We start from the raw sequence: 23,880 nt of genomic DNA on the forward strand, positions 1-23,880 counted from the left end.
AACAATTAATTAGATATAATTTTTAGGGTATAAAAGAAACATTATCACCAAAAATTAATGATAATACTTCTTTTTTACTAAATACTTGGTGCGTTATCTTCCTTATGCTTCAATAGACTTGAAAGGTAGATTAAACCTGCAGCCACGATTCCAATGATCAAAATTACCCATACGGCAGGGGCCATTGTTGCAGATCCACTTTGGTAGTAAAGGGAATTGTTGAACATTTGGAGACTGAAGCGCAGTGGTAACCAACTGTAGATGAAGGTTCTGTAGAATGAACCCAGCATTTCTGGAGCATAACTCATCATTGAAGTGGAGAAGATCCAAACCACAATTAGAATTGGCCAACCACCTAACCCGGTCCAGTCTAGAACTGTGGTTTGAATTAGGTAGAATACGAACATGTTGAAGAATAGCAATAGAATTGCCTGGCTAACATTCGGGAACGGAACGCCGTATGCGCTGAGCAAGAAGTAAATGGTAAATGATAGTACAACCGACATAATTGCACCAGATAACATTTGACTGTTAATTTCAGAAACTGAGAAGTGGCCATCTGGACTAGCCTTCTTGTGTTCACGCCATAATAGGATGGCTGGTAGCATTGAACCGAACCAAGCGAGCACTACGAGCAGCATTGGAGCAACACCATGGGCACTTTTACTTGGAATCTTATGAACAGTAGTCGTTTTGACGTTGATCGAGTTGTTGACGGCAGCCCATTGAGCGGCAGTTAATGAAACGTTCTGCTTGGCAAGTGCAGCTTGCTTTTGTTTGGTCACCCGTTGGTTCAATGCTTGTCCCATGTTTGTAAGGGCAGTGGTTAAAGTGTTAGCAGCAGTTGCGTTCATCCCTTGGTTAATGATGACGTTAATTTCAGCAGCTGCAGGCTTGTTACTTAATTCAGCAGTAGCAACTTTCAGTTGAGCTTGCATTTGTGCTGGGAGGGTCGTCTTTTGTTGAGCGGCGGTGAGTTTTTGACTGATGACCGTTGCCTTCAAGTAATTTTGTTGACTGGTTAAGTTATCATCAAAATGCTTCTTAATGACCACGGCCCCGTAGTACTTCTTATTCTTAAAGCCATCGGTTAACTCTGATTCATTTTTGACCTTGACCCACTTGATTGCAGCGGACTTTTTATCAAATTTTTTCTCCAACTGACTTTTAATTTTATTACTGGTCGTGCCGTTTGAACTATCTACCAATGCGACTGGAAGTTGTTTCATCTTCATGGTGGTATTGGTACCAACCTGTGCGACTGAGAATAGTCCAAGGACTACGATCATTAAAATGACGTATAGCCAGAATGCTTTACTCTTAATAACTTTGAACATATTAATGATCCCCTTTGAATTAATTTAAGATTCTATATACTATCTTAAATTATTCTAAAGGTGATTCAATCATCAATTTACGATAAATGTCTTATTTTAAAAACAAATTAAAAACGCCTTTGTTGGTCACAATGTTAATAAAGGATAAAATTTGTTCTTCACTATACTGGGGCTTACTTAACCAAAGTTTAATGATCCCAACTAATCCCGTAGCGTGATAGCTACAAATTAAATCAATTTCTGAATCAGAACGATTGGGATTGATTTCTCTTATGGAATTTTTAACCATATCAAATAGCTTATTTTCAAGACGGTCGTGAAAGCCGCTTTGTGATCTGGGGCTAATTAAAATGCTAAGGTTATGCTGATCATTTGCAAAAATATCGAAAATACCACGGATGTTATCTTCATCAAATAGTGAATGGGTGGCTTGAAAATGATCAATTATTCGATAACGTTGCTGTTCTAATTTTTCAATCATTTGATCTTCATAGGATTCAATTAACGCTTCCTTATCAACAAAGTAACGATAAAAGGTACTGCGGTTAACGTCGGCTTGTTCAACAATATCATTGACAGAAATTCGATTTAGCGGGCGCTTGGTCAGTAATTTTAAGGTTACATCAATTAGTTTAGTTCTAGTTTGGTTGGCCTTTTTTTCGTAAACTCCGATAGTGATCACATCCTTAAATTTAAATTATACACAAAAAGACCACCGCATTAAAAATGTGATGGTCTTTATCGATTTAACTATTTAACTTCTTCGCTAGTTTCTTGATCCCGTTGATCAGGAATTGCTGAATTAGCATGGGAGATACTGTAAGTGAAGTAAATGATTACCCCGATGATGAACCAAACGACGGAGTAAACCTTAGCTTCGTAATCAAGTCCTAAGAAGATGGCGAGTGAACCCAAGAAACCAAGGGCAGGGAAGATTGGGTAAAATGGTGCCTTGAATGGAGCAACTGGCAAGTCCTTACCTTCACGTCTTCTAAGTGGGTACATTGCAAGGGATACGAACATGAATGCAATCAAAGTACCAGTTGAAATCAATTCAGCCAAGAATGTGAATGGGAAAACCCCACCCATGACGATTCCAACGATTGTGATAACCCAAAGGGCAACGCTTGGCAAGTGGTTCTTGTTAAGCTTACCAGCAACCTTAGGAAGCATCTTGTCACGACCAAATGAGTAGATCAAACGTGAACCAGCCATCATCATGGCGATCAATGCAGTGAACATTCCAAGAACGGCAACTGCAGTAACAACTGAAGAAATGATTACGTGACCTTGTTGTCTCAATGCCCAACCAACTGGTTCAGCATTGTTAGCGTAGTTAGTGTATTTGAACATTCCAACCAATACTAATGAAACAAAGACGAAGAAAATCGTACCGATGATCAATGAACCAATGATACCACGAGGCATTGTCTTCTTAGGGTTCTTAGCTTCAGCAGAGTTAGAAGCAATTGAATCAAACCCAATGTAGGATAGGAAGATGGTTGAAGCACCAGCGTAGATTCCTTGCCAACCACCAAAGTCAGTTCCTGGCTTATGAGCAGGAATAAATGGAACGTAGTTTTGCGCCTTAATGGCAGTAGCACCAACCACAATAAACGTAACGATGGCAAGTAACTTAAGTACAACCAATAGGTTAGCAACCTTAGAACTCTTATCATCACCTAAGAATAGGATGAAAGAAACGATTGCAACGGTTAGGACGGCAATAATATCAACGACCCCACCGTTAGTTCCTAGTCCATATGCGAGGGAGTTAGGTAATTTCCAACCTAATGGTGAAATTAATCCCTTCACATTGGCGGAGAGCCCAGATGCCACGAAGGCAACGGCAATTAAGTATTCAGCTAGCAACGCCCAACCGACGATCCAGCCCCAGAACTTTCCAAACACCACGCTGACCCATGAATAAGCGGATCCGGCAAATGGTAATGATGACGCCATTTCAGCATAGTTTAGGGCAACTAAACCAGCAACGATGGCAGCAACTAAATATGAGAACACAACCGCTGGACCAGTATGTAGCGCAGCCACAATTCCTGGAAGCGTAAAGATTGAAGTGGAAAGGATGGTCCCAAGTCCTAATGCCAAGAAATCCTTAACGGTTAGCTTCTTTTCGAGGGCCTGATCCTTCTTTTGATAAAAGCGGAAGTCCACTTTTTCATTCATTTTTTTCCAAACAGACATACACAAAACTCCTTTTATTTTTACCAGCCAATGCCTTTCAAGGCCGCTGAATCTTTAATTATACCATTCTTTAAATCATTCATGGCATGTTTTATAATTTCTAATCCTTCGTATAGTTCTTCCTTAGTAATGACTAACGGAGGTTGGAACCTTAAAATATTACCGCGAACGGTAATCATTAACGCTCCTAGTTCAAAAATGCGATAAATTAACTTAGTTGCTGCTTTATCATCTGCCTTTCCAGTATTAGGGTCAACGATGTTAATTCCACCATTTAAACCGTATAATCGTACGTCCCCGATGAAATTGAATTGCTTTTTTAAGTCTTGGAAGTACTGTTCGGCATATTGACCGAGTTCATGACTTCTTTCAACGAGGTGCTCTTCTTCAATAACATCTAAAGTAGCAAGAGCTGCTGCTGCTGAAACCGGATTTCCAGCAGTCGTATAAACATTCCCAGGGGTTCCTAATGAATCCATAATTTCCTTCCGTCCCACTACGGCACTGAGTGGTAATCCCGAAGCAATTGACTTACCAACTGCAATTAGATCGGGATGGATATCTGGGAAGTGATCAATTGACCACATTTTACCAGTTCGTCCTAACCCTTGGTTAACTTCATCGATTGCTAATAAGATGCCATTTTCATGGGCGAACTCAGCTACCTGTCTCATGTATCTTTCTGGGACCTTAGCAAATCCACCATCACCTTGAATGGCTTCGATTTCAATTAACGCTGTTTCATCAGCGGGTAAGTAAGTGTCAAATGGTAATTTAAAGGCTTCGAACATTCGATCGATAAATTCGTCTTCAGTCTCACCTTCGTGTTTGTACCAAGGACTAGGGAAGGGGACCTTTACAACACCAGGTAACAATGGCCCGATTTTTCTAGTCATGTTTAAGCTCACGCCTGATGTTGTAATGGAACCATAAGTAGAACCGTGATAAGCACCGGTGAAGCTAACTATGTATTGACGTCCTGTATAGGCTCTCGCAAACTTAATGATTGCGTCGTTAGCATCTGAACCTGAATTTCCCCAGGTAACCTTAGCAGCCCCCTTGATCGGCGCAATTTCAGCTAATCTTTTTGCAAGCCTAGTTTCCGGTTCGGTCGCAAAGTAAGCGGGGGTATACTGAATTAGCTTAGCAGCTTGATCTTGAATGGCTTTTACAACTTTGGGATGGGAATGACCAGTATTAGTGGATGATGCGCTGGATAATAAATCAATGTATTTATTACCGTCAGCATCCGTTAAAATGGCTCCCTGACCAGATTTGATAACGATGTCAAAGTATTTAATTCTGGAAGCTTTTGCGTAATATTTACGCTCCTCTTTTGTTAAATGCTTATTTTCGTTTGCCATGTGAACAACTCCTTCATTAGTTTTATCAATTTAGATGTGATTAAAATTAAAATTGATAATTGATTCTAATTAGTTTTTAATTATATATGGATTTATTAAAATGTCAAATCGAGATTGAGTGATGGACCTTGATAACTTACTAAAATAAAAGGGCTGAAGCGCAATTGCTTGCGACTCAGCCCGTTTTTTATATTTAATCATATTTAATTGTAGTAATTACCAAATTCCATTGCCATATATAAATCATTAGTGCCAGCAGCATGATAAAAACTAATCCCGACTTGCTTATTATTTGAATCCATGTCATTGACGTAGTGACCATGTTCATTACCGTCACCATTTTCAGGCCCCTCAGCTTGGAAGGCAGTGATAATTTTATTGCTAACAGAAGCGGGGGTATCACCGCCAACGTAGAAGGACTTCCCTAGATTTTCAGCAAGGAAAGTAGAATGCTTATTAATATCAAGGCCTAGTTGTTGTGCATCATCATATGCAATTAGGTTGTTGTTCGCATCCCGATGATTGAAGTTAGATGCAATTTGTTGTGCCCGCATTTGAGCAATCTTAGTTAATTGGTCATTGATCGTTAGTGAAGCAATCCCTGAAGCATTTCTAATTGAGTTAAGTTGGTTAAGTGCTGATTGAGAAATTGCGGAAAGGGTATTAGGATCGTCCCAGTTAACGCCACTTTGATTCATTAAACTTAAAACGGTGCTACTTGGGTTATTGCTAGCGGCGTTACTGTAATCCATGTTAGGGATTGCAGTGGATGCATTCGGATCGGTATTGGTTGTCTGATTTGTATCCGTTGATGGATTGCTATTCGTGTTTTGAACCGCGGTAGATGTTTTTGTTGTATTAGTGCTTGGGTTTGTTTTTTTCTTAACGGTAGTTGTCTTAGTTGTGATCTTATTAAGAGTACTTAATTTGAACCAGCCGACTTTATTACCATTTTTAGTGAGGAGTGCGTATTTGACCCCATGAACCGAAGCAATCGATGCTGATGAAAATGACCCAGAGAGCTTGTAATTGCTTTTTCCCTTTACCTTTTTAGAAGTGGGTAAACTATTGTACATGGTTGTTTTTTTAACTTTTGATTGGTATGTAATCGTTTCTTTTGCTTGAGCACTTTCAGTTACTTTAAAGCTGGACAAAGTTACAAATGCTAAAATGCTGGTAATTAAAAATTTATGATTGCTCATACAAAGGACCCCTTAATTATGAAAGATTATATTGGATTAACAAACTTAGTATAACGTATTTTAAATCTAATTTCGAAATTTTTTATAACATAAAAAAAACGAAGCCATTTAATTGGCTTCGTTTTTATCGATATATCCAAACGTCCTTGTCAATATCTATCCTAACCCTTTTTTATTAAACATCAAGTAAAAGCAACTTATTTTTCGATATGCAGGGTCATTGCATTGATGGCAACGATCACCGTACTCATTGACATTAAAATTGCTCCAACCATTGGGCTTAGAATGATTCCAGCAAATGCTAAGATACCAGCGGCTAATGGGAGGGCGATAATGTTATATCCAGCTCCCCACCAGAGGTTTTGGACCATCTTATCTTCAGATGATCTAGCGAGTTTCAACAGGGCGATGACATCCTTTGGATCGCTATTAACTAAAACAACATCGGCTGAATCAATCGCAACGTCAGTCCCAGAACCGATCGCAACTCCTAAGTTAGCCTTAGCCAAACTGGGGGCATCGTTGACCCCATCACCAATGAACATGACGGCACCAGCTTGTTGATACTTGGTAACTAATTTTTGCTTGTCTTCTGGCTTCAAATTAGCTTCCACCTTAGTGATACCAAGCGTTTTGGCAACCTTATTCGCAGTTTGCGCATTATCACCAGTCAACATTACAGGTTGGATATTTTGGGAAATCAAGTACTTGACCATCTTATCTGAATCAGGCTTGATTTGATCACCTTCAGCAACTAGGGCAAGAGCTTTACCATTAGCAACTAAATAACTAACCGTATTCCCCTGTGAAGCAACTTGGTTGAATTGTTGTTCATCAAATTGAATCTTTTGTTCAGTGAGGTATTTACTAGAAACCACTTGGTAATCCTGGCCATTAATGGTTGCTGATAATCCAGCACCAGTAATTTGCTTAACGTTCTCGGCACTTTCTAGCTGCAACTTCCGTTCCTTAGCAGCTGCTAAGATCCCACTGGCTAACGGATGGCTAGAAGTTTGTTCGGCACTAGCAATCAACTTAAGGGCATCGTCATCTGAAAGTGAATCAGAAAGACTCTTTACCACGTTGACCTTGAATTGCCCCTGGGTTAGTGTCCCAGTCTTATCCATTAGTGCATATTTTAACTTCTTGGTTCCTTCCAATGCATCCCGATTTCTAATCAATAATCCATTGGTAGCCGCAAGGGCTGTCGTCCGTGAAACGACCAGTGGAATTGCCAGCCCCAATGCATGGGGGCATGCAATAATTAAAACGGTAACGGCAGTGGTAGTGGCAAATGAAACACCACTTACGAAGCTCCAAATCAGCCATGCAACAATGGCGATGGATAATGAAGCGTAAAAGAGGTAGCCAGACACCTTATCAGCAAGGTTTTGATTCTTCGACTTACTGTTTTGGGCGCTGGAAACTAAGTCCTTTACCTTGGAAAGGTATCCAGAATCACCAGTCCCTGTAACCTTGAATTGAATACTACCATCATCATTGGTAGAACCACCAATCACTTTATCATTGACATTCTTGTCAACACTTCTGGATTCACCAGTAACTAGCGATTCGTTGACCTTACCACTACCATCGATAATCACACCATCGGCTGGAATCTTTTCACCAGCTTTGACTAACACGATGTCGTTATTTTTTAAGTCATTTAATGAAATCGCCTTAAAGCTACCATCAGGTTGCTTCACACTGGCGGTGTTAGGCAATAAATTAGAAAGTTTATCAACGGCGGAGCCAGCATTCATGATCGTATTCATTTCGATCCAGTGCCCCAATAACATGATGACGATCAGGGTAGCTAATTCCCAAAAGAAATTGCTGACCATCGTGCCACTATTAGATAAATTATTGTGAATCACTGAATAAAGGCTGTAAACATACGCAACCGAAATCCCCATTGAAATTAATGACATCATGGCGGGTTGTTTCGATTCTAATTCACCCTTAGCACCACTAAAGAATGGCTTGCCACCATAGAAGAATAAGATGGTCCCTAAAATGGCAACGACCCAATCCGATCCCTTAAAGAAGAATTGGAAGGGCAGCTTCATGCCCATCATTGGTGACATGATCAAAATTGGAATCATTAAGACAAAGGAGACCCAGAACTTTTGTTTTAGATTTCCCATGTTCATCATGTGGCCACCATGCATCATCATCATTCCGCCACCGCTCATGTCCATGCCTTTCATATCATGGTGACCATGACCCATGTCCATGCCTTTCATATCATGATCACCATGATCCATGTTCATGCCCTTCATATCATGATCACCATGACCCATGTCCATGCCCTTCATATCATGATCACCATGACCCATGTCCATGCCTTTCATATCATGATCATCGTGATTCATTTTCATACCGTGGTGGTCTTGATCGTCATTACCGCTGTCTTCTGAATCCTTGTCATCATGGTGTTGATGGTCGTGGCTGCAGTGCTTATGACCATTTTCATCAACCGTACAGCAGCTATCATGCTTATCATCATGGTGCATCTTTTGCATATCCTTATCATTCATTTTCATACCATTCATCTTATCGTCTTTCATTCCATGTCATCTCCACATCTCATGTATTGATCATCTAAACAGTTACATTGAACCTTATCGGGAGCCGTTTTCTTCTTTTCGTTCAATTTATCGATTAACATTTGGATATCATCCTTGCTGATCGAAAAATTATCGATAATCGTCCCGACTTCTTTGCCCACTTTCATCTCACACATGTTATTGAATAAGTCGACTGAAACAGCATTCATGGCATCCTTTTCACTAATGTTTGGTGAGTAGATGTATCCACTGCCGTTCTTTTTAGTGTTCAGATAGTTTTTATTCTTGAGCCGAGTGATTAACGTTTTGGTAGTTGACGGCTTCCAGCGGTTCTGTTTTTCCATTTCATCAATGATGCTTCTGCTCGTACACTGCTTTAGCGTCCAAACGATTCGCATTACGCACCATTCAGAATTAGTAATACTAACTGTATCATTCACCATATCACTTCCTTTATCGAACTGCTCTACGGGTATAATATACCATTTCGGTTTACATGTGTAAACAAAAACGCTCAATCAGCAATTTGAATCAATTTATGATTAAATTGAATTAACGAAATTAATAATTACGCAGGAGGAATTTTAATGGCAAAGTTTATTTTTAACCCCAATCCGATCGCAGAACTTGCTAATGAGTACGATTTGATCGTGATTGGTTCTGGATCAACTGGGTTGGTCGCTGCATTACAAGCATATGAGTTGGGGTTACATCCAGTGATTTTAGAAAAGATGGGTCAACTCGGCGGGAATACCAATCGGGCATCATCAGGGATGAATGCTGCCGAAACTGAGGTGCAGTTAAATCATCACATCGTGGATAGTTTTGATGCTTTTTACAACGATACTTTTATTGGCGGGGACAAGCAGAACAACCAAGCGATGCTGCATTACTTTACAACGCACGCGGCATTGGCAATTGACTGGCTCGCCGACCATGGAATTAAATTGGATGATGTTACGATCACTGGCGGGATGAATACCAAGCGGACGCACCGTCCTAGCAGTATGGCTCCAATTGGTAATTTCTTAGTCACTTCGCTTTTAAAGTTGATTGAAAAAGCCCAAATTCCAGTTTTTAATCAAGTCACCGTTCAAAAATTGATTAAAGATGCTGATAAGGTGACTGGGGTGGTTGCAGAGCTAACCGATGGAGCTCAAAAGCAGATCAACGGAGATGCCGTGATTCTGGCAACGGGGGGCTTTGGCGCTAGCAAGTCCGTTATTGCAAAGTATCGGCCCGACCTCGTTCACTACCGCACCACGAATCAACCTGGGGCGACTGGCGATGGGCTCAAATTAGCAACCGATATCGGAGCGTCCCTTGTTGACATGGATAAAATTCAAGTCCATCCCACCGTTCAGCAGGATAACGACCATGCCTTTTTAATCGGTGAGGCGGTGCGCGGAGAGGGAGCAATTTTAGTTGATGCGAACGGGAAACGGTTCGTAAATGAGCTAGCGACCCGAAAGAAAGTTACCGCTGCGATCAATGGACTGGCGGATAAGAGTGTCTATCTAATTTTTGATCAGGGCGTTCGTGAACAGGTAAAGGCAATTGAATTTTACGACTCAATTGGGCTGGTGGAACATGGCCCTAGTTTAGCCGAACTAGCCTCAAATATCGGCGTTGCTCCAGAAACGCTGCAAGCAACCGTTGAACAATGGAACCAGGCGGTCGCAAATCATTCCGATGAATCATTCGGGAGAAAGACGGGAATGGAATGGCAATTGAGCCACGCCCCATTCTTTGCGATTCACGTTGCCCCAGCGGTTCACTACACGATGGGGGGATTAAAGGTCAATCAACTGACCCAGGTACTTAATCGCGAGGGACAGCCAATTGCAGGATTATTTGCTGGTGGCGAAGTAGCCGGTGGTTTACACGGCGATAACCGGATTGGTGGGAACTCGATTGCAGAAACCGTCATTTTTGGGCGTCAGGCGGGGCAACAGGCTTATCGATATCTGCAACATGATTAAACAAAAAACCATTTCCGAATTTCCGGAAATGGTTTTTAAATTAGTCTAAACCGTTTAAGTTATTAGTGTATTGACTGAGTCGTAAGACCGTCTTGGGATCGGTATGGTCAGCTGAGACCCCGTCCTTTCTGTCAAGTCCATCGATTTGTTTCATTTCATCATCGGAAAGGCTGAAATCAAAGATATCAACGTTTTCCTTGATTCTTTCTGGTTTGGCACTTTTGGCAATTGAAACGATGCCGCGTTGGAACAACCATCTGAGCATTACTTGACCCACGCCCTTACCGTGAGTTTCGGCAATTTGTGAAAGGGTCGGGTTAGTAAAGATATGGTCGTACCCCTGCGCAAATGGAGCCCAGGCTTCTGGTTGGATGCCATAACTCTTAAGGTAATCGACCGTGGCCTTTTCTTGGTTCCAAGGGTTGATTTCGATTTGGTTAATCGCTGGTTTAACCTTGTTGAATTGAGCTAGATCGGTAATTTGATAATCAGGGAAATTAGAAACCCCGATCGATTTGATCTTACCAGCAGTTTGCGCTTCTTCCATTGCCCGCCAGGAACCATAGTTATCACCATAAGGTTGGTGAATGAGGTAGAGATCGAGGTAGTCTAATTGTAATTTTTCAAGGGAACTATCAATCGCTTTCTTGGTCTTATCGTACCCGTTATCGCTGATCCAAACCTTGGAAGTAACGAACAACTGGTCACGTGGAATCCCATTTTGTTTGATTCCCTGGCCAACTAAAGCTTCATTAGTATATACCCGTGCAGTATCGATCAATCTGTAACCAGCACTAATTGCATCATCAACGATGTCAGCAGTGTTAGCGGGATCAGTTAATTTGTAAGTCCCAAAACCAACCGCTGGCATCTTGTTACCATCATTTAATTCAAAGAATTCCATTCTAAATTTCCTCCATTATTTATTCCCAGGAATCAGTATCGTCTGGGTTATTAAAATTTTGTTCATCAGAATCGTCAGGATCGTCGTCAACTGGATTGTCATAGTCATCGCGATCTTCGGCAGTATCTTCGCCAATGTCATCCGTGATGTCACGATCATCATCATCGGCAGTGTCAGTGTCAAAGTCATCGGTCGTATCATCGTCGTTATCGTCCCAATTGTCGTTGTTATCATCGGGAGCGTTATCATTAACAACGCGGTTTCCATCACCACTCAAATCTTCTAGTGGATCTGCGTCTTCATCACTGTAATTATCTTCATCAAAAATATCATTTAAATCATCGATGTTATCCACATCGTCATCATCATTTTTGTATGACATACTTATCACCTTACTATTTAAGATTTTGATTTTAGTTTAGCACAACCCCATTCAAGATTATATTAATATGAATTTGATTCTGGAATAATTAAATAAATTTCAGGTTAGCTTGACATTTTGTTAGGTTGCGGTATTATATAAGTAGAAACAAACGAATCGAGAATATCGGCTAAGAATGATAACAGGTAAACGGTGTTAAGTCACTATTACCTGTTATTTTTTTATCATAAGATGGGATGGTGACTTACTTGGAACAATGGCAAAAAGATTGGGCCTACAATAAATATTGGGTAATGGCGCATTCTCAACAGGCGTATAATCACATTCGCCAACTGGCTAAGAATAATGATTGGACGGCTGCCAAGCGCAGTGAATATCAACAGCTTCTTTTGGATTTAGAGCGTCTCCAGCCAACGAAGGCGACGCTTACGACTGCCTATCAGCATGTTTGGGGCTACTTTAAGAAGGTGGCGACTCCTGAAGAACGGAACCAATACGTTCAGTTGTTGGACCAATTAACCCCAGATGATGATCGATTGGGACCATTTTTAGTGACACTGACTGATAAATATCAAGTGGATTATCTGTTGGATTCCAGAATAATTCAAGAACTAAGGAGGGATACTTAGATGCGACTTTGGCACCAGAGTTTGATTACTAAATTGCCCCGCCAACAATTATTAGGGCAGCACCGTGAAGCGTGTGCACTACGCGGAAATGGATGGGGAAAGAAGCATGCGACCGTTGATTATGTATTTAACTATTCGCCGTATAAGCTATTTCAATTTCATGAATTGGTAATGGCTGAAATGCATCGGCGTGGTTACCACCCAGACGAACGGTGGGTAGATCCGAATTACCGTGGTAGTACCTGTGAGCCATATCATGACCTGCCACCAGTTGATCTAACAACGCCGATCTATCCCGAACACGATGCAGCGTACCTGGCAGAGTGTTTAGCCAATTTAAGAACGAAGGGGATTGAAATTGAATAGATAGGTTGTGTGCTAATTAATTGCTAAAAGTTCATTTCTATTTATAATATTAACAAGATAGTTATGAAAGGGGATTTTATGATGGATCAAGCAAGACAAACAGAGGTTTTAACGTCATTACGGAGAACCCGTTCTCACATTATCAACGCTTTGGATGGGACGAATGAAAAAAGTAATGTGATTAAAGATATTGACCGCTTCGTTAACTTTTTGAATACGACCCCACTAGATCAAATTACTGAAAAAGATGTTGATTATAATTACTCAATTATCAAGGCTGAAATCAACTGTTCACTAAACTGCTTTACCCATGCTTTGAACGCAATTAAATAGTTCTAAACAAAAATCCCATGCCTGAGATCAACAGCATGGGATTTCTTACTGCCCCGGTTGGACTCGAACCAACAACCTACGCATTAACAGTGCGGTATTCTACCATTGAACTACGGGGCAAGAAAGTGATATTTAATTACGCTCCCAAGGGGAGACAACTGCTCAAGTTGGACTCGAACCAACAACCTACGCATTAACAGTGCGGTATTCTACCATTGAACTATTGAGCAATGAAGTAATCTAATTATGCTCCCGAAGTGGGAAGCAACTGCCCCGGTTGGACTCGAACCAACAACCTACGCATTAACAGTGCGGTATTCTACCATTGAACTACGGGGCAAGAAAGTGCTATTTAATTATGCTCCCAAAGCGGGAGACAACTGCTCAAGTTGGACTCGAACCAACAACCTACGCATTAACAGTGCGGTATTCTACCATTGAACTATTGAGCAATGAAGTAATCTAATTATGCTCCCCAAAGTGGGAAGCAACTGCCCCGGTTGGACTCGAACCAACAACCTACGCATTAACAGTGCGGTATTCTACCATTGAACTACGGGGCAAGAAAGTAAGATTTAATTATGCTCCCAAAGCGGGAGACAACTGCTCAAGTTGGACTCGAACCAACAACCTACGCATTAACAGTGCGGTATTCTACCATTGAACTATTGAGCAATGAAGTGATCTAATTATGCTCCCAAAGTGGGAAGCAACTGCCCCGGTTGGACTCGAACCAACAACCTACGCATTAACAGTGCGGTATTCTACCATTGAACTACGGGGCAATAATAACTTGATTGAAATAAAAAGGACTCGCATCTTTTAAGTGAAATGCGGGTCCTTTTGGTATTACAGAATTTAAAAGGGTATCCACACTTCCGATTAAGTATGGATACAAGTTAGTTTTAGGCGGTTACCACGCTAAAGAAATACCCATACGAATTACAATTATTATTATTACTATTTCGATTATTATTATTGTAATTTGAATTGGTATTATTATTAAATGACTTATTTGCTACAATCATCTTTTTCGTTAGCATGGTTTCGCCTCCTTATATTTCGATTTAATTGATGTTTTTATAATAATATGATTAGAAAAGAATGTCAAGGTTTATTTTTATTTAAGTTATTTTTCATATATGAGAATTTAATGATAATTCATCTCAAACCGTGCCCTTAGTTAATGAGACGGTTTCAAAGCCGCTGTTACATTTAGATTACATTTTATGATTAATCTTTATAACGGAATATTTAATATTATATAATTATGATGTTGTTTTTTCGGAAAGTACGGGAGTGATCAAAAATCTTAAATTATAAAATAAAACGCGGCATCTATACGCTTTCAATTACAACTGCGACCTTTATTGGCGCATTGACAATTGGTAGTAGCCGTGTGTTAGCGGATACGAATGCTAGTGCTGCTAGTAATGCAGCTGTTACATCTACGCAAAGCAGTAATGCTAATGTTAATAGTAGTAGCGCAAGCTCAGCCGCTAGTGGGCAGAGTGAACCCGTTTCAAATAGTACAAATTCAACTAAATCCAATAGTAGTAATGCAAGTTCGGCTGATAATCGGCAACAAACTAGTGCTAGTTATGCAAAGTCATATAAGTTAAGTTCAGCTGCAAGTAAGGCCGTCAACAGTAGCACTTTGAAAGCTAATAATGTCAGTAAGTTAAGTGCAGACAAGCAATATGTTAAAGAACAAGGCAGCATGAGTGCAAAAATGAAAGTTACGAATGCAGATGCTAATGTTTATTCTGCGCCAGCTAAAACTAAAGATGCTGAAAAACTGGGGACTGCAAGTAGCTTAGGGTTAACTGATCAATGGTTGACCGTTAATTACCGTAAGTACACCAACAAAAAAGAAGGCTATTTCCGAGTAACTAAGGATGGCACTGATTATTATATTGATGGCAAAGACATGGAATTTGACCTTAGTGGGTTAGACAGTGGGAATGCTAAAATTGAAACTGCAATTAAAGCTGGTGAAGCATTGGTTGGCAAATCACCTTACTCATGGGGTGGAGGTAGAAATGCAGCCAGTATTGCTGGGCATCATTTTGATTGCTCCTCATTCATTAGATATATTTACGCTAAAGCAGGGGTCAACGTTGGTCCAGTAGCATCTACTACTACTTATACTTTAGCTAGGCAAGGACGTTCGGTAAACTACAATAGTATGAAACGTGGTGACATCTTCTTCTTTAACGATAAGAAGGAGGGGGCATTTTGTCACGTTGGAATTTATCTTGGTCGGGGGCTGTTCCTAAATGACTCCCCATCGACCGATACGCACGGGGTTGGCATCTCTAGCTTATCAGATCCACACTGGTCAAGAAGGGTCAATCACGTAGTTAGACGGATCGTTTAAATTGATTGAAAGCATTGCTATGATGGCAATGTTTTTTTATTTGTCAGGTTTTAAATTTTTGTATAATACCATAAATTATGAAACAATATTAAAGTAACGTAGCTACTACGTGTTAAATTAGGAGGATTTGAAATGAAAGATACCAAAACATTATTTCAACACGGAACATTAGCCCTTCTAGTTCCTGGTCTTTTTGATGGAACTATTAAAATGGACGAATTTATGAAACATGGTGATACTGGAATCGGAACGGGAGAGGGCCTTGATGGCGAATTGATCGTTGTCGATGGCACTCCTTACCAAATCGATGGGGCAGGTAATGTCAACAAGCTAGACAGCAGCTTTACACTGCCATTCGGGAACATGCACTTTGCTGATTACAAGCCTTTTAAGCAGTTTACTGATTTGGACTTTGCTAAGTTTCCAGAAGCAATCCTTAGTGCAGGGGGCTTGGAAAACAGCTTCTTTTCAATTCAGCTTCATGGCACTTTCAAGACCATGAAGACCCGTTCAATCTACAAGCAAGAAAAGCCATACCCAACCTTAGCTGAATGTGCTGGGAAGCAACACGTCTTTGATGGAGCCGATAAAACTGGGACCGTGGTTGCCTACTATTCTCCTCAATTGTTCAACGGGGTTGCCGTAGGGGGCTTTCATAGCCATTTCTTAGCTGACGACCTCTCACAAGGTGGACACATCCTTGATTTCACTGGCTTTAATGGTGCAGCTGAAATTCAAGTGTTTGAAAATCTAGACCAATCTCTACCAGTGAACAATGCCGAATTTAAGAATCATGATTTCTCAAAGGATGACATTGCTGGTGCGATCGAAGCGTCTGAATAAAAATATGTATAAAAAAAGAGGTGCTGATTTTAAATCAGAGCCTCTTTTAATTTTGCTTATTTGTAGTCGTAAACAATTTGACCGTTACTTACGCTTTGCTTAACCCATTTGTTTTGGTCAGAGATGAAAACGTAAATGTTAGTAGGAGTTTTATCTGAAGCATTCTTTACTACATACCATAAAGTACCATTCGATGCTTTGAATGTGCTAGATACCTTTGCATCTGATGAATCAGGAGCATACTTAGAAAGATAGTAAGTAGTTGATGAGCTTGAGCTTGAGCTATTGCTTGAAGATGTACTAGTATATGGGAAAACATTAATGTTAGTGAATTGGAGATCATTTGATTCAGGAACAGTTACCGTTTGACCACCCATTTGGAGTTGGTATAGAAGGGAACTTCCAGTATTAATAGCCTTAACTTGGTATTGATCACCAGGATTAATGGTAACACCATTAGCGGTGTATGCCTTGGAATTAAATGCTAGGTATGCATTACCATAGTCAGTTGCTTGGTAAAAGTCAGGAGTAACGGTTTGGTAATTACTACTTACTGTAACGACTTGTTTGTTGTTGGTGCTGTTAGTGTTATTTGATGAATTATTACTAGTGTTTTTACTACTATTGTTACTACTACTATTATTATTGGTAGTAGAACTAGTAGCTTGTTTAGTTACCTTCAACCAACTTGAGCTATTTGTTAGTTTAGAATCATTTATGATGTAGTAGGTAGGGACATTCTTTTTATCAACCTTAACAAACATCCAAACGTTATTACTTCTTATAATAAAGGATTTGTATCCCTTTTTGATTGTTTTAGTTTTTTTGGTCAAAACAACCCCTTGTGTTTTTTGGCCATTAACTTTTTGGGTAACAAGTTTACCAACGTATCCTTTGACATCCTTAGTTGTTTCAACATATCTAGCAGTTTTTGTCCAATATGATGAAGATGCCTTTGGAGTAGTTGTACTAGTCTTTTTACTAGTTTTCTTACTAGTAGTCTTGCTAGTCTTCTTACTATTTTTTTGGGTGCTAGCTGCATTTGCATTTACACCTGCTAATGCAGGAGTTATTCCCAATGTGACAGTAGCAGCTAATGCTACTAGTGCATTTTTGTAATTCATAAATTAATTCCTCCATTAATATTTAATTCTGGTTCATTTTAACATGGATATAGACATTCGTCTAAGGTTAGAACTATCCTTAAAGATTGTGTACAACATATTTGCAACTGAAATTTCAATAGTCTACAATGGTAAACGTAAATTAATTTAATAGCATGGGAGTTGATCTTAATGAACAGTAAAAAGATGGTTGTTGGAATCGCAGCTGTAGCATTATCAGCATTATTAGTTGTTCCAGCAGGGGCTAATGCAATGAGTGGTCATTCCAGTTCAAAGATGAGCAGTTCATCAATGAATATGAGCTCAATGAAGAGCAGCTCAAGTAGCATGAGCGGAATGGATATGAGCTCAATGACAATGAAAACGAATGGTGGCAAGGCTCCAAAGGGACTTAAAACCGCCAAAAATGCCAAGTACCCAAAGGGCACTAAGGTAAGGATTAAGGCTAGCCATATGCCTGGAATGAAGGGAGCCACTGCCACAGTTACGGGTGCATACAATACTGATCTTTATACCATTGACTTCACCCCTACGAACGGTGGATCTGAAGTTAAGAACCATCAGTACGTAGTTGATAAAGAAATTAAGACAGCTAAAAAGGGTCAACTAAAGGTTGGCACCAAAATTACCGTTGAAGCCGATCACATGAGTGGAATGAAGGGTGCCAAGGGTAAGATTGTTTCAATCAAGAAGGGCCCTGCCTACATGGTTGATTTCAAGGCGACGAATAGTAGTACCGTTTATAAGAACCACAAATGGCTTGCTCAATCTGATTTAACTAGTATTAAATAACATTATTAAAAATCATGGTCACTACATTTTAGTAGTGGCTTTTTTGGTGCAATGGAAAATAATTTGTTATCATAGAATAATAATAGTATAAATGAGAGTGATTAAAAATGATAAAAAAACTATATATGTATGGGCTAGATGATCCGTACTGGTTCTATACAGGAGTTATTTCTGCAATTGTATTATCGGCTTCTGATTTTAAGAAGTTATGGTGGCTAGTAATAATCTTTTTATTGATTTCGGGATTAGCGGTAATTAAAACATTTCGGAAGTTTCAAATCATTAACAGCCTTTTGACCGACCAAGAATTATTGTCAGTAAGGACGGGGCTTGATTTAAGTGTAGGGACTGGTTATTCAACAATTCGTTTAGCCAAGGCCGCTTTAAATGGTAAAATTACTGGGATCGAAGATGCCTATCAAGGCACTGCTAACCATGCGCGTGATAATGTTTATAAGCGTCGGGTTGGCGATCGGGTTAATGTTATGCGAGGAGACATTACCTCGCTACCATTTCCAGATGATAGCTTTGATGTGATTACTGGTAATTATAGTAAGCAAACCGAGCTTTATATTACTAACCATAAGCGTAGAATTGCGATTTGTAATGAAGTGGCGAGGTTGATCCAAAAGGATGGTAGTGGCAAGATTCTAATGGTGAACTCCAGACGGCAAATTCATAAGTTAGCGGTGGAATTCAGTAAAAAGCCAGGTTTTCAAGTTTACATTGCTGATCCAGAATTAAAATTTAAATTTGGGTATGCTGCTTTGAAAATTGAGGTCAAATAAAAAAGATGATTAACCTTGGGGGAGGAAAATCATCTTTTTTATTATAGATAGAACGAACATATGTTTGTCTTCGCTTATTATAATACTATTGATTACAAATTTAGTCAAACGTTTTTCGTTATCATTTTATGCTTTTGGTTCATAGAAGATTAGGATGGTCATTGCGTATGATAGGAATATCGCAAAACAGCCTAAGCCGATTAGATAGCCAATTTCAAATTCTTGTGTTTGGTTACCTAACGTAGATATCATCGTATTGTTCAATAAATTAATTGCAAAATTTAGGATACAAAGAATCGCCCAAGTGAATAAAAAGGTGCCAGACATTTTGTTACCAGTAATCGTAAGGTGTTGACGATGGATGATTCCAAACGTGGCAACGGTGAGGAATAATACGATTGAGATCAGTGGAAAATTCATTCCACCAACATGGAGAAATTCGAGATAACTAGGAACGATCCAAATGGCAATAAAATAATATAAAAAATGTAAAATCTTATTTTTGCGGTTGTTTTTAGCATGATACTGCTCGATATTTTTGTCGGGTTGAATAATAATTAAACACTCCTTAATATATTACAAAAAAGAATTATACAAGAAAAGTGCGACCATATCAATGCTTTATGAACATTTTACGAAACTAATGGCTCATTTTTTGAGCGCGTTGGAAAAAGTCTTTAAATAATTGGTTTTCTTCGGGCATGTGTTTCCAGATGTTTTCGGGATGCCATTGGACACATTGGACTGAAGCATCATCGTTCTCTAACCCTTCGATGACCCCATCAGGAGCGGTTGCTGTGATGTGAAGGTCAGGGGCGACTTGCTTAGCTGCTTGATGATGAAATGTGTTAACGAGGGGATGGGCGCCAATACTTTTGGCTAATTGACTGTTTTTATCAACGTTAATGTGATGGGTTGGCATGAAGCCGATTGATTTTTGGGTATGCTGAATTAATGGATGGTCAGTTGCTTGAAACTGGCTGTTTAGGTCTTGGTATAGGGTTCCACCAAGGGTAACGTTGACAATTTGTAGTCCCCGACAAATTGCTAAAATCGGTTTGCCCATTTCAATGGCGGATTTAACTAACTGCATTTCAAAATAATCACGGGGTAAATATGAAACCCCGCTATTGACGGCTGGTTCTTCATTATATAAGATCGGTGATACATCGGCGCCCCCGGTAAAGATAACGCCATCGACAGTTTCGAGTAATTCTGGCGCCATTTCTGGTTTAACGACTGGGAATACAACTGGCACGATGCCATTTTCGGTTAGGGCGTTGACCAAGGTCCGTTGAGCAATGTGGGACCTAGTCATTCTAAAATTCGGGGTAACATCCATATTGATGTCTGCAGTAATTCCAATTCTCATACTTAGCTTCCTTTCAATTACAAAAAATACTTAACAACTAATTATAAATCCGTCTTAATGAAAGTAAAGACAACTAGCGGTATTTTAGATTATAATAAGGTTGATATTTAAAATTTGGAGATTTGAATTAATGAAACGACAATACACAGGGCTGAACTGGCCAACTTTACTTGGGACGTTATTGGTGAGTTTCTTCCTAATGCTTTTTTTATCTACTTCTTCACCACTCTATGCCACGAACCCATCTCCAGACGCCAACATAATGATGACCGTTGGAAAGGGGTCCTTGCATGGTTTAATGCCATACCAAAATTTATTTGATAATCGGGGCCCGCTAATTTATCTGTTATATTCATTGAACGCATTAATTAGTTATCGTTCGTTTATTTTAATCTACGGACTAGAATCGCTTTTGCTGTGCCTTGATTTAGTTTTATCCTATTGCATCTTGAATCATTTCATGCGTCGCCGCTTAGCATATCCATTGAGTTTGTTTATAATCCCACTGATGTTCAATGAATATTTCTTCCAACATGGTGATACTCCAGAGAGCATTGTGATTCCATTTTTACTATTGATGATTTATCAGTTGCTCAAACATCAAGACCTAAAATTTACTAAGTCCACTTTGTTTATTCAGGGATGCTTTGTAGGGGTCGCATTTTGGATCAAGTACACCTTTTTATTTCCATGGTTTGGGATTGGATTGGTGCTAATGATTGCCTACCTATTGCAAAAACGATATCGAGATCTGTTGAAACTAATGGGATGGGGATTCCTGGGGTATGCAGTCGTTACGTTACCAATACTTATTTTGTATCAATTGCACGGTAGTTTACTTACGATGCTGAAGGTCTACTTTTGGTTCAACGTAAAATACTATCAACACAGTAATTTTGATCTAACCCAATTGATTAAATTACCGCAAACTGATGTGGTCGCCCGATGGGTCGAAATAATCGTATTGGCAACGATGCTAGCAATTTTAATTTTACCAAAGGTGAACTGGACGATTAAAAGTGCATTATTGACCAGTTTAGTTTTGGAAACATTATCGATTATTACCGTAAAGGTAACGGCCACTTATTATTACACTTTAATTTCTGTTTTTAGCATTTTGATTGTGGTGATTATCGGAAGTTTGTTGCAAAGGGGACTTCCTAAGATGGTAATTGAAAATCCATTTTTGATTTGCCTATTAGTGATACTTTCAGCGTGTGGTTTATTGGCTACCAACCATAATTATCGTTATTCAAAACTATATCCGCATAATGAAATTTATAGTGTTGATCATCAAGCAACGGTGCCATATCAGCAACGCTTCGCTAAGCTGATTAACCGTAGTAGTGACCGTTCATTGCTGGCGTATCGGACGATTGACGTGAGCTTATATACAACTTTGGGAACGCTTCCGCAGTCAAAGTACTTTGTGCAAAATAATTTGGACTATCCACCAATGAAACACTCACAGGGCCAACAGCTCCGTTCATTAAAAAATAAATTTGTGTTGACGATCTCATTACCGCCTGATCAACCTGGCAGCGCCACGAAACGCTCGTTAAAGAAATTATCCAATAAAACGTTGCGACGTCACTACCACCTAGTTGATACTGCGACGGTTTTAAAATATACGTCTTCTGTTCAACAATACGTTCTAAAGTACTACTTATACGAACGGAACAATTGATTTAAAGCCACTTCGAATGAAGCGGCTTTTTTTAGTCCTTTATCCTTGACTTAAAGTTAACTATAAGTGGTAAATTAAAACTAATCAATTGATTAAAGGAAGTTTTGCAATGCAAAGATATTCAATTGGCGAATTCGCTAACTTAGTTGGCCTGACTACCTATACACTGAGATATTACGAAAGAGAGCATTTGATCGTACCAGATCGCGATGAGCGTGACCGCCGCTACTATACTGAACAAGATGTTAAGTGGATCGGCTTTTTACTGCACCTCAAGGGGACTGGGATGTCGATGGAAGAAATCAAACGCTATGTCCAGTTACGGGCACAGGGGGATGGGACGATTTCGGAACGACGTAAACTATTGGCATCAGTCAAAGCCCGTAGTTTATCTCAAATCCGTGAGATGCAAGCCAATCTGGCCGTGTTATCGCATAAGATCGATTGGTATGATGGTAAGCTCAATCATACTGTCTCAGAGGATTTTGAACACTACTTACAACGATTTAATAATTAGGGAGATGTTGAATAATGGCAAAAAATGAAGATGTTAAACAAAACGGTGGCCTATTCGGTTTAGGGGCCAAAAATGATGCATACGCAAAATATTTTACGGGCCAAAGTTACTTAAATGGATTGGTGAGCCCCGAAAAAGAAGTTAATGTAGGCGTTGGAAATGTTACTTTTGAACCAGGTTGTCGGAATAACTGGCATATTCACCACGATGGCTACCAAATCTTGTTGGTCACAGGTGGCGAGGGCCTTTATCAAGAAGCTGGTAAGCCTGCACGACTACTTCATCCAGGCGACGTTGTTGTTACTCACGATGGTGTTAAGCACTGGCACGGCGCTACCCCAGATAGTTGGTTTGCCCACGTTGCGATCACCACTGGGACCCCAGAATGGCTCGAAGCCGTTTCAGACGAACAATTTGAAGCTGCATTTAAGCAGGGAAAGGAGAATGCGTAATGGCTAAACAAACTGCTGGACACGATAACTTAGGTGATTTTGCCCCTAAGTTCGCTGAATTGAACGATGATGTTTTATTTGGGGAAGTTTGGTCCAGAACGGATAAACTCTCCGCGCATGATCGGAGCATGATCACGATTTCCGCTTTGATTTCAGGTGGTAACTTCGCTCAGTTGAAGCCCCACATGACGATTGGTAAAAACAACGGCATTACCCAAGAGGAAATTTCTGAAATGATCACCCACCTCTCCTTTTACGTTGGTTGGCCTAAAGCATGGTCAGCATTCGGAATTGCAAAGGAAGTATACGGAGCTACCAAATAGCAACGAACGTTAAATGATATTAATTTAATGGTAGAATAAAAAATAAAAGCACGTTATCCGAAAAATCAGATGACGTGCTTTTATATTTAAAAATAGCTAGGGAACGAGTCGAACGTTCCTAAATTGCCGAAACTAGCTGCCGTAATCAAATAGTAATTGCTATGAAATAGGAGTCTAATTATAGGTGGGAGTTCACACCTAATAGCTAGGGAACGAGTCGAACGTTCCTGAATTTGCCGAAACTAGCTGCCATAATCAAATAGTAATTGCTATGAAATAGGAGTCTAATTATAGGTGGGAGTTCACACCTAATAGCTAGGGAACGAGT

Annotated in this window: 25 protein-coding genes and 7 tRNA genes; 12 read left to right on the forward strand and 20 right to left on the reverse strand. The window is 39.8% G+C overall.

The annotated features are described in order from the left end of the window. Positions 1 to 77 precede the first annotated feature (77 nt). The 7 genes from ACSYTE_RS01590 to ACSYTE_RS01620 form a co-directional block, all read right to left on the reverse strand. Positions 78 to 1,337, reverse strand: a complete 1,260-nt coding sequence (locus ACSYTE_RS01590) for a YhgE/Pip domain-containing protein (protein ID WP_491716980.1) — start codon at positions 1,335 to 1,337, stop codon at positions 78 to 80. Positions 1,338 to 1,428: 91 nt separating this feature from the next. After that, the gene (locus tag ACSYTE_RS01595; protein WP_491716981.1) at positions 1,429 to 2,019 is read right to left on the reverse strand and encodes a TetR/AcrR family transcriptional regulator; all 591 of its coding nucleotides are present in this window, start codon (positions 2,017 to 2,019) and stop codon (positions 1,429 to 1,431) included. A 68-nt stretch (positions 2,020 to 2,087) separates the two neighbouring features. Further along, positions 2,088 to 3,542: an APC family permease gene (locus ACSYTE_RS01600; protein WP_491716982.1), complete on the reverse strand. Its 1,455-nt coding sequence runs from the start codon at positions 3,540 to 3,542 to the stop codon at positions 2,088 to 2,090. A 20-nt stretch (positions 3,543 to 3,562) separates the two neighbouring features. Beyond that, a complete protein-coding gene (locus ACSYTE_RS01605) occupies positions 3,563 to 4,906 on the reverse strand; it encodes an aspartate aminotransferase family protein (protein ID WP_491716983.1) in 1,344 nt (447 codons plus the stop codon). 203 nt (positions 4,907 to 5,109) lie between these two features. Beyond that, positions 5,110 to 6,108: a CAP domain-containing protein gene (locus tag ACSYTE_RS01610; RefSeq protein WP_491716984.1), complete on the reverse strand. Its 999-nt coding sequence runs from the start codon at positions 6,106 to 6,108 to the stop codon at positions 5,110 to 5,112. A gap of 197 nt (positions 6,109 to 6,305) precedes the next feature. Next, positions 6,306 to 8,354 (reverse strand): heavy metal translocating P-type ATPase, encoded by a 2,049-nt coding sequence (locus ACSYTE_RS01615; RefSeq protein ID WP_491717270.1) that lies wholly within the window; start codon positions 8,352 to 8,354, stop codon positions 6,306 to 6,308. A 320-nt stretch (positions 8,355 to 8,674) separates the two neighbouring features. Further along, a complete protein-coding gene (locus ACSYTE_RS01620) occupies positions 8,675 to 9,118 on the reverse strand; it encodes a CopY/TcrY family copper transport repressor (protein WP_491716985.1) in 444 nt (147 codons plus the stop codon). Between the two features lie 147 nt (positions 9,119 to 9,265). Between ACSYTE_RS01620 and ACSYTE_RS01625 the strand changes: the two genes are divergently transcribed. Next, positions 9,266 to 10,660 (forward strand): flavocytochrome c, encoded by a 1,395-nt coding sequence (locus ACSYTE_RS01625; protein WP_491716986.1) that lies wholly within the window; start codon positions 9,266 to 9,268, stop codon positions 10,658 to 10,660. A gap of 40 nt (positions 10,661 to 10,700) precedes the next feature. Here ACSYTE_RS01625 and ACSYTE_RS01630 read toward each other — a convergent pair whose 3' ends face one another. Both ACSYTE_RS01630 and ACSYTE_RS01635 read right to left on the reverse strand, forming a co-directional pair. Continuing rightward, complete coding sequence (locus tag ACSYTE_RS01630; RefSeq protein WP_491716987.1) at positions 10,701 to 11,564, reverse strand: aldo/keto reductase; 864 nt, start codon at positions 11,562 to 11,564, stop codon at positions 10,701 to 10,703. A gap of 19 nt (positions 11,565 to 11,583) precedes the next feature. Next, positions 11,584 to 11,946 (reverse strand): hypothetical protein, encoded by a 363-nt coding sequence (locus ACSYTE_RS01635; RefSeq protein ID WP_491716988.1) that lies wholly within the window; start codon positions 11,944 to 11,946, stop codon positions 11,584 to 11,586. A gap of 248 nt (positions 11,947 to 12,194) precedes the next feature. On the opposite strand from ACSYTE_RS01635, the gene ACSYTE_RS01640 reads away from it, so the two are divergent. The 3 genes from ACSYTE_RS01640 to ACSYTE_RS01650 all read left to right on the forward strand — a co-directional run bounded on the left by ACSYTE_RS01640 (position 12,195) and on the right by ACSYTE_RS01650 (position 13,274). Then, positions 12,195 to 12,575 carry a YbgA family protein gene (locus ACSYTE_RS01640; protein WP_491716989.1) on the forward strand — a complete coding sequence of 127 codons (381 nt, stop codon included), beginning with the start codon at positions 12,195 to 12,197 and terminating at the stop codon, positions 12,573 to 12,575. Beyond that, complete coding sequence (locus ACSYTE_RS01645) at positions 12,576 to 12,941, forward strand: TIGR02328 family protein (RefSeq protein WP_491716990.1); 366 nt, start codon at positions 12,576 to 12,578, stop codon at positions 12,939 to 12,941. It abuts the gene before it with no gap. Between the two features lie 81 nt (positions 12,942 to 13,022). After that, on the forward strand, positions 13,023 to 13,274 hold the full coding sequence (locus ACSYTE_RS01650; protein WP_491716991.1) for a hypothetical protein: 252 nt from the start codon (positions 13,023 to 13,025) through the stop codon (positions 13,272 to 13,274). 48 nt (positions 13,275 to 13,322) lie between these two features. On the opposite strand, the gene ACSYTE_RS01655 is transcribed toward ACSYTE_RS01650, so the two are convergent. The 8 genes from ACSYTE_RS01655 to ACSYTE_RS01690 form a co-directional block, all read right to left on the reverse strand. Then, positions 13,323 to 13,394: transfer RNA gene (locus ACSYTE_RS01655), tRNA-Asn, on the reverse strand. Positions 13,395 to 13,432: 38 nt separating this feature from the next. Continuing rightward, positions 13,433 to 13,504, reverse strand: a tRNA-Asn gene (locus tag ACSYTE_RS01660). 38 nt (positions 13,505 to 13,542) lie between these two features. Continuing rightward, positions 13,543 to 13,614 (reverse strand) — tRNA-Asn (locus ACSYTE_RS01665). A 40-nt stretch (positions 13,615 to 13,654) separates the two neighbouring features. Beyond that, a tRNA-Asn gene (locus ACSYTE_RS01670) sits at positions 13,655 to 13,726 on the reverse strand. A gap of 39 nt (positions 13,727 to 13,765) precedes the next feature. Next, a tRNA-Asn gene (locus ACSYTE_RS01675) sits at positions 13,766 to 13,837 on the reverse strand. Between the two features lie 40 nt (positions 13,838 to 13,877). Continuing rightward, a tRNA-Asn gene (locus ACSYTE_RS01680) sits at positions 13,878 to 13,949 on the reverse strand. A gap of 38 nt (positions 13,950 to 13,987) precedes the next feature. Further along, positions 13,988 to 14,059 (reverse strand) — tRNA-Asn (locus tag ACSYTE_RS01685). Between the two features lie 120 nt (positions 14,060 to 14,179). Further along, the gene (locus ACSYTE_RS01690; RefSeq protein ID WP_491716992.1) at positions 14,180 to 14,317 is read right to left on the reverse strand and encodes a hypothetical protein; all 138 of its coding nucleotides are present in this window, start codon (positions 14,315 to 14,317) and stop codon (positions 14,180 to 14,182) included. Between the two features lie 335 nt (positions 14,318 to 14,652). Here ACSYTE_RS01690 and ACSYTE_RS01695 point away from each other — a divergent pair, with 335 nt between their 5' ends. Further along, the gene (locus ACSYTE_RS01695; protein ID WP_491716993.1) at positions 14,653 to 15,654 is read left to right on the forward strand and encodes a C40 family peptidase; all 1,002 of its coding nucleotides are present in this window, start codon (positions 14,653 to 14,655) and stop codon (positions 15,652 to 15,654) included. A gap of 132 nt (positions 15,655 to 15,786) precedes the next feature. Continuing rightward, positions 15,787 to 16,497, forward strand: coding sequence for an acetolactate decarboxylase (gene budA, locus ACSYTE_RS01700; protein ID WP_491716994.1), 711 nt, complete (start codon positions 15,787 to 15,789; stop codon positions 16,495 to 16,497). A 56-nt stretch (positions 16,498 to 16,553) separates the two neighbouring features. On the opposite strand, the gene ACSYTE_RS01705 is transcribed toward budA, so the two are convergent. Next, on the reverse strand, positions 16,554 to 17,621 hold the full coding sequence (locus ACSYTE_RS01705) for a hypothetical protein (RefSeq protein WP_491716995.1): 1,068 nt from the start codon (positions 17,619 to 17,621) through the stop codon (positions 16,554 to 16,556). A 171-nt stretch (positions 17,622 to 17,792) separates the two neighbouring features. Here ACSYTE_RS01705 and ACSYTE_RS01710 point away from each other — a divergent pair, with 171 nt between their 5' ends. After that, positions 17,793 to 18,413: a YdhK family protein gene (locus ACSYTE_RS01710; protein ID WP_491716996.1), complete on the forward strand. Its 621-nt coding sequence runs from the start codon at positions 17,793 to 17,795 to the stop codon at positions 18,411 to 18,413. A 107-nt stretch (positions 18,414 to 18,520) separates the two neighbouring features. Next, positions 18,521 to 19,201, forward strand: coding sequence for a class I SAM-dependent methyltransferase (locus ACSYTE_RS01715; RefSeq protein ID WP_491716997.1), 681 nt, complete (start codon positions 18,521 to 18,523; stop codon positions 19,199 to 19,201). A 126-nt stretch (positions 19,202 to 19,327) separates the two neighbouring features. On the opposite strand, the gene ACSYTE_RS01720 is transcribed toward ACSYTE_RS01715, so the two are convergent. Further along, positions 19,328 to 19,621 (reverse strand): hypothetical protein, encoded by a 294-nt coding sequence (locus ACSYTE_RS01720; RefSeq protein ID WP_491716998.1) that lies wholly within the window; start codon positions 19,619 to 19,621, stop codon positions 19,328 to 19,330. Between the two features lie 220 nt (positions 19,622 to 19,841). Continuing rightward, positions 19,842 to 20,573, reverse strand: coding sequence for a gamma-glutamyl-gamma-aminobutyrate hydrolase family protein (locus ACSYTE_RS01725; protein WP_491716999.1), 732 nt, complete (start codon positions 20,571 to 20,573; stop codon positions 19,842 to 19,844). A gap of 130 nt (positions 20,574 to 20,703) precedes the next feature. On the opposite strand from ACSYTE_RS01725, the gene ACSYTE_RS01730 reads away from it, so the two are divergent. The 4 genes from ACSYTE_RS01730 to ACSYTE_RS01745 all read left to right on the forward strand — a co-directional run bounded on the left by ACSYTE_RS01730 (position 20,704) and on the right by ACSYTE_RS01745 (position 23,552). Beyond that, a complete protein-coding gene (locus ACSYTE_RS01730; RefSeq protein ID WP_491717000.1) occupies positions 20,704 to 22,260 on the forward strand; it encodes a hypothetical protein in 1,557 nt (518 codons plus the stop codon). A gap of 109 nt (positions 22,261 to 22,369) precedes the next feature. Beyond that, a complete protein-coding gene (locus ACSYTE_RS01735) occupies positions 22,370 to 22,777 on the forward strand; it encodes a MerR family transcriptional regulator (protein ID WP_491717001.1) in 408 nt (135 codons plus the stop codon). A gap of 14 nt (positions 22,778 to 22,791) precedes the next feature. Further along, positions 22,792 to 23,229, forward strand: a complete 438-nt coding sequence (locus tag ACSYTE_RS01740; protein WP_491717002.1) for a cupin domain-containing protein — start codon at positions 22,792 to 22,794, stop codon at positions 23,227 to 23,229. After that, positions 23,229 to 23,552, forward strand: a complete 324-nt coding sequence (locus ACSYTE_RS01745) for a carboxymuconolactone decarboxylase family protein (RefSeq protein ID WP_491717003.1) — start codon at positions 23,229 to 23,231, stop codon at positions 23,550 to 23,552. The genes ACSYTE_RS01740 and ACSYTE_RS01745 overlap by 1 nt, the downstream gene beginning before the upstream one ends. The last annotated feature ends 328 nt before the right edge of the window (positions 23,553 to 23,880 follow it).

Source organism: Nicoliella sp. ESL1120, assembly GCF_058508515.1.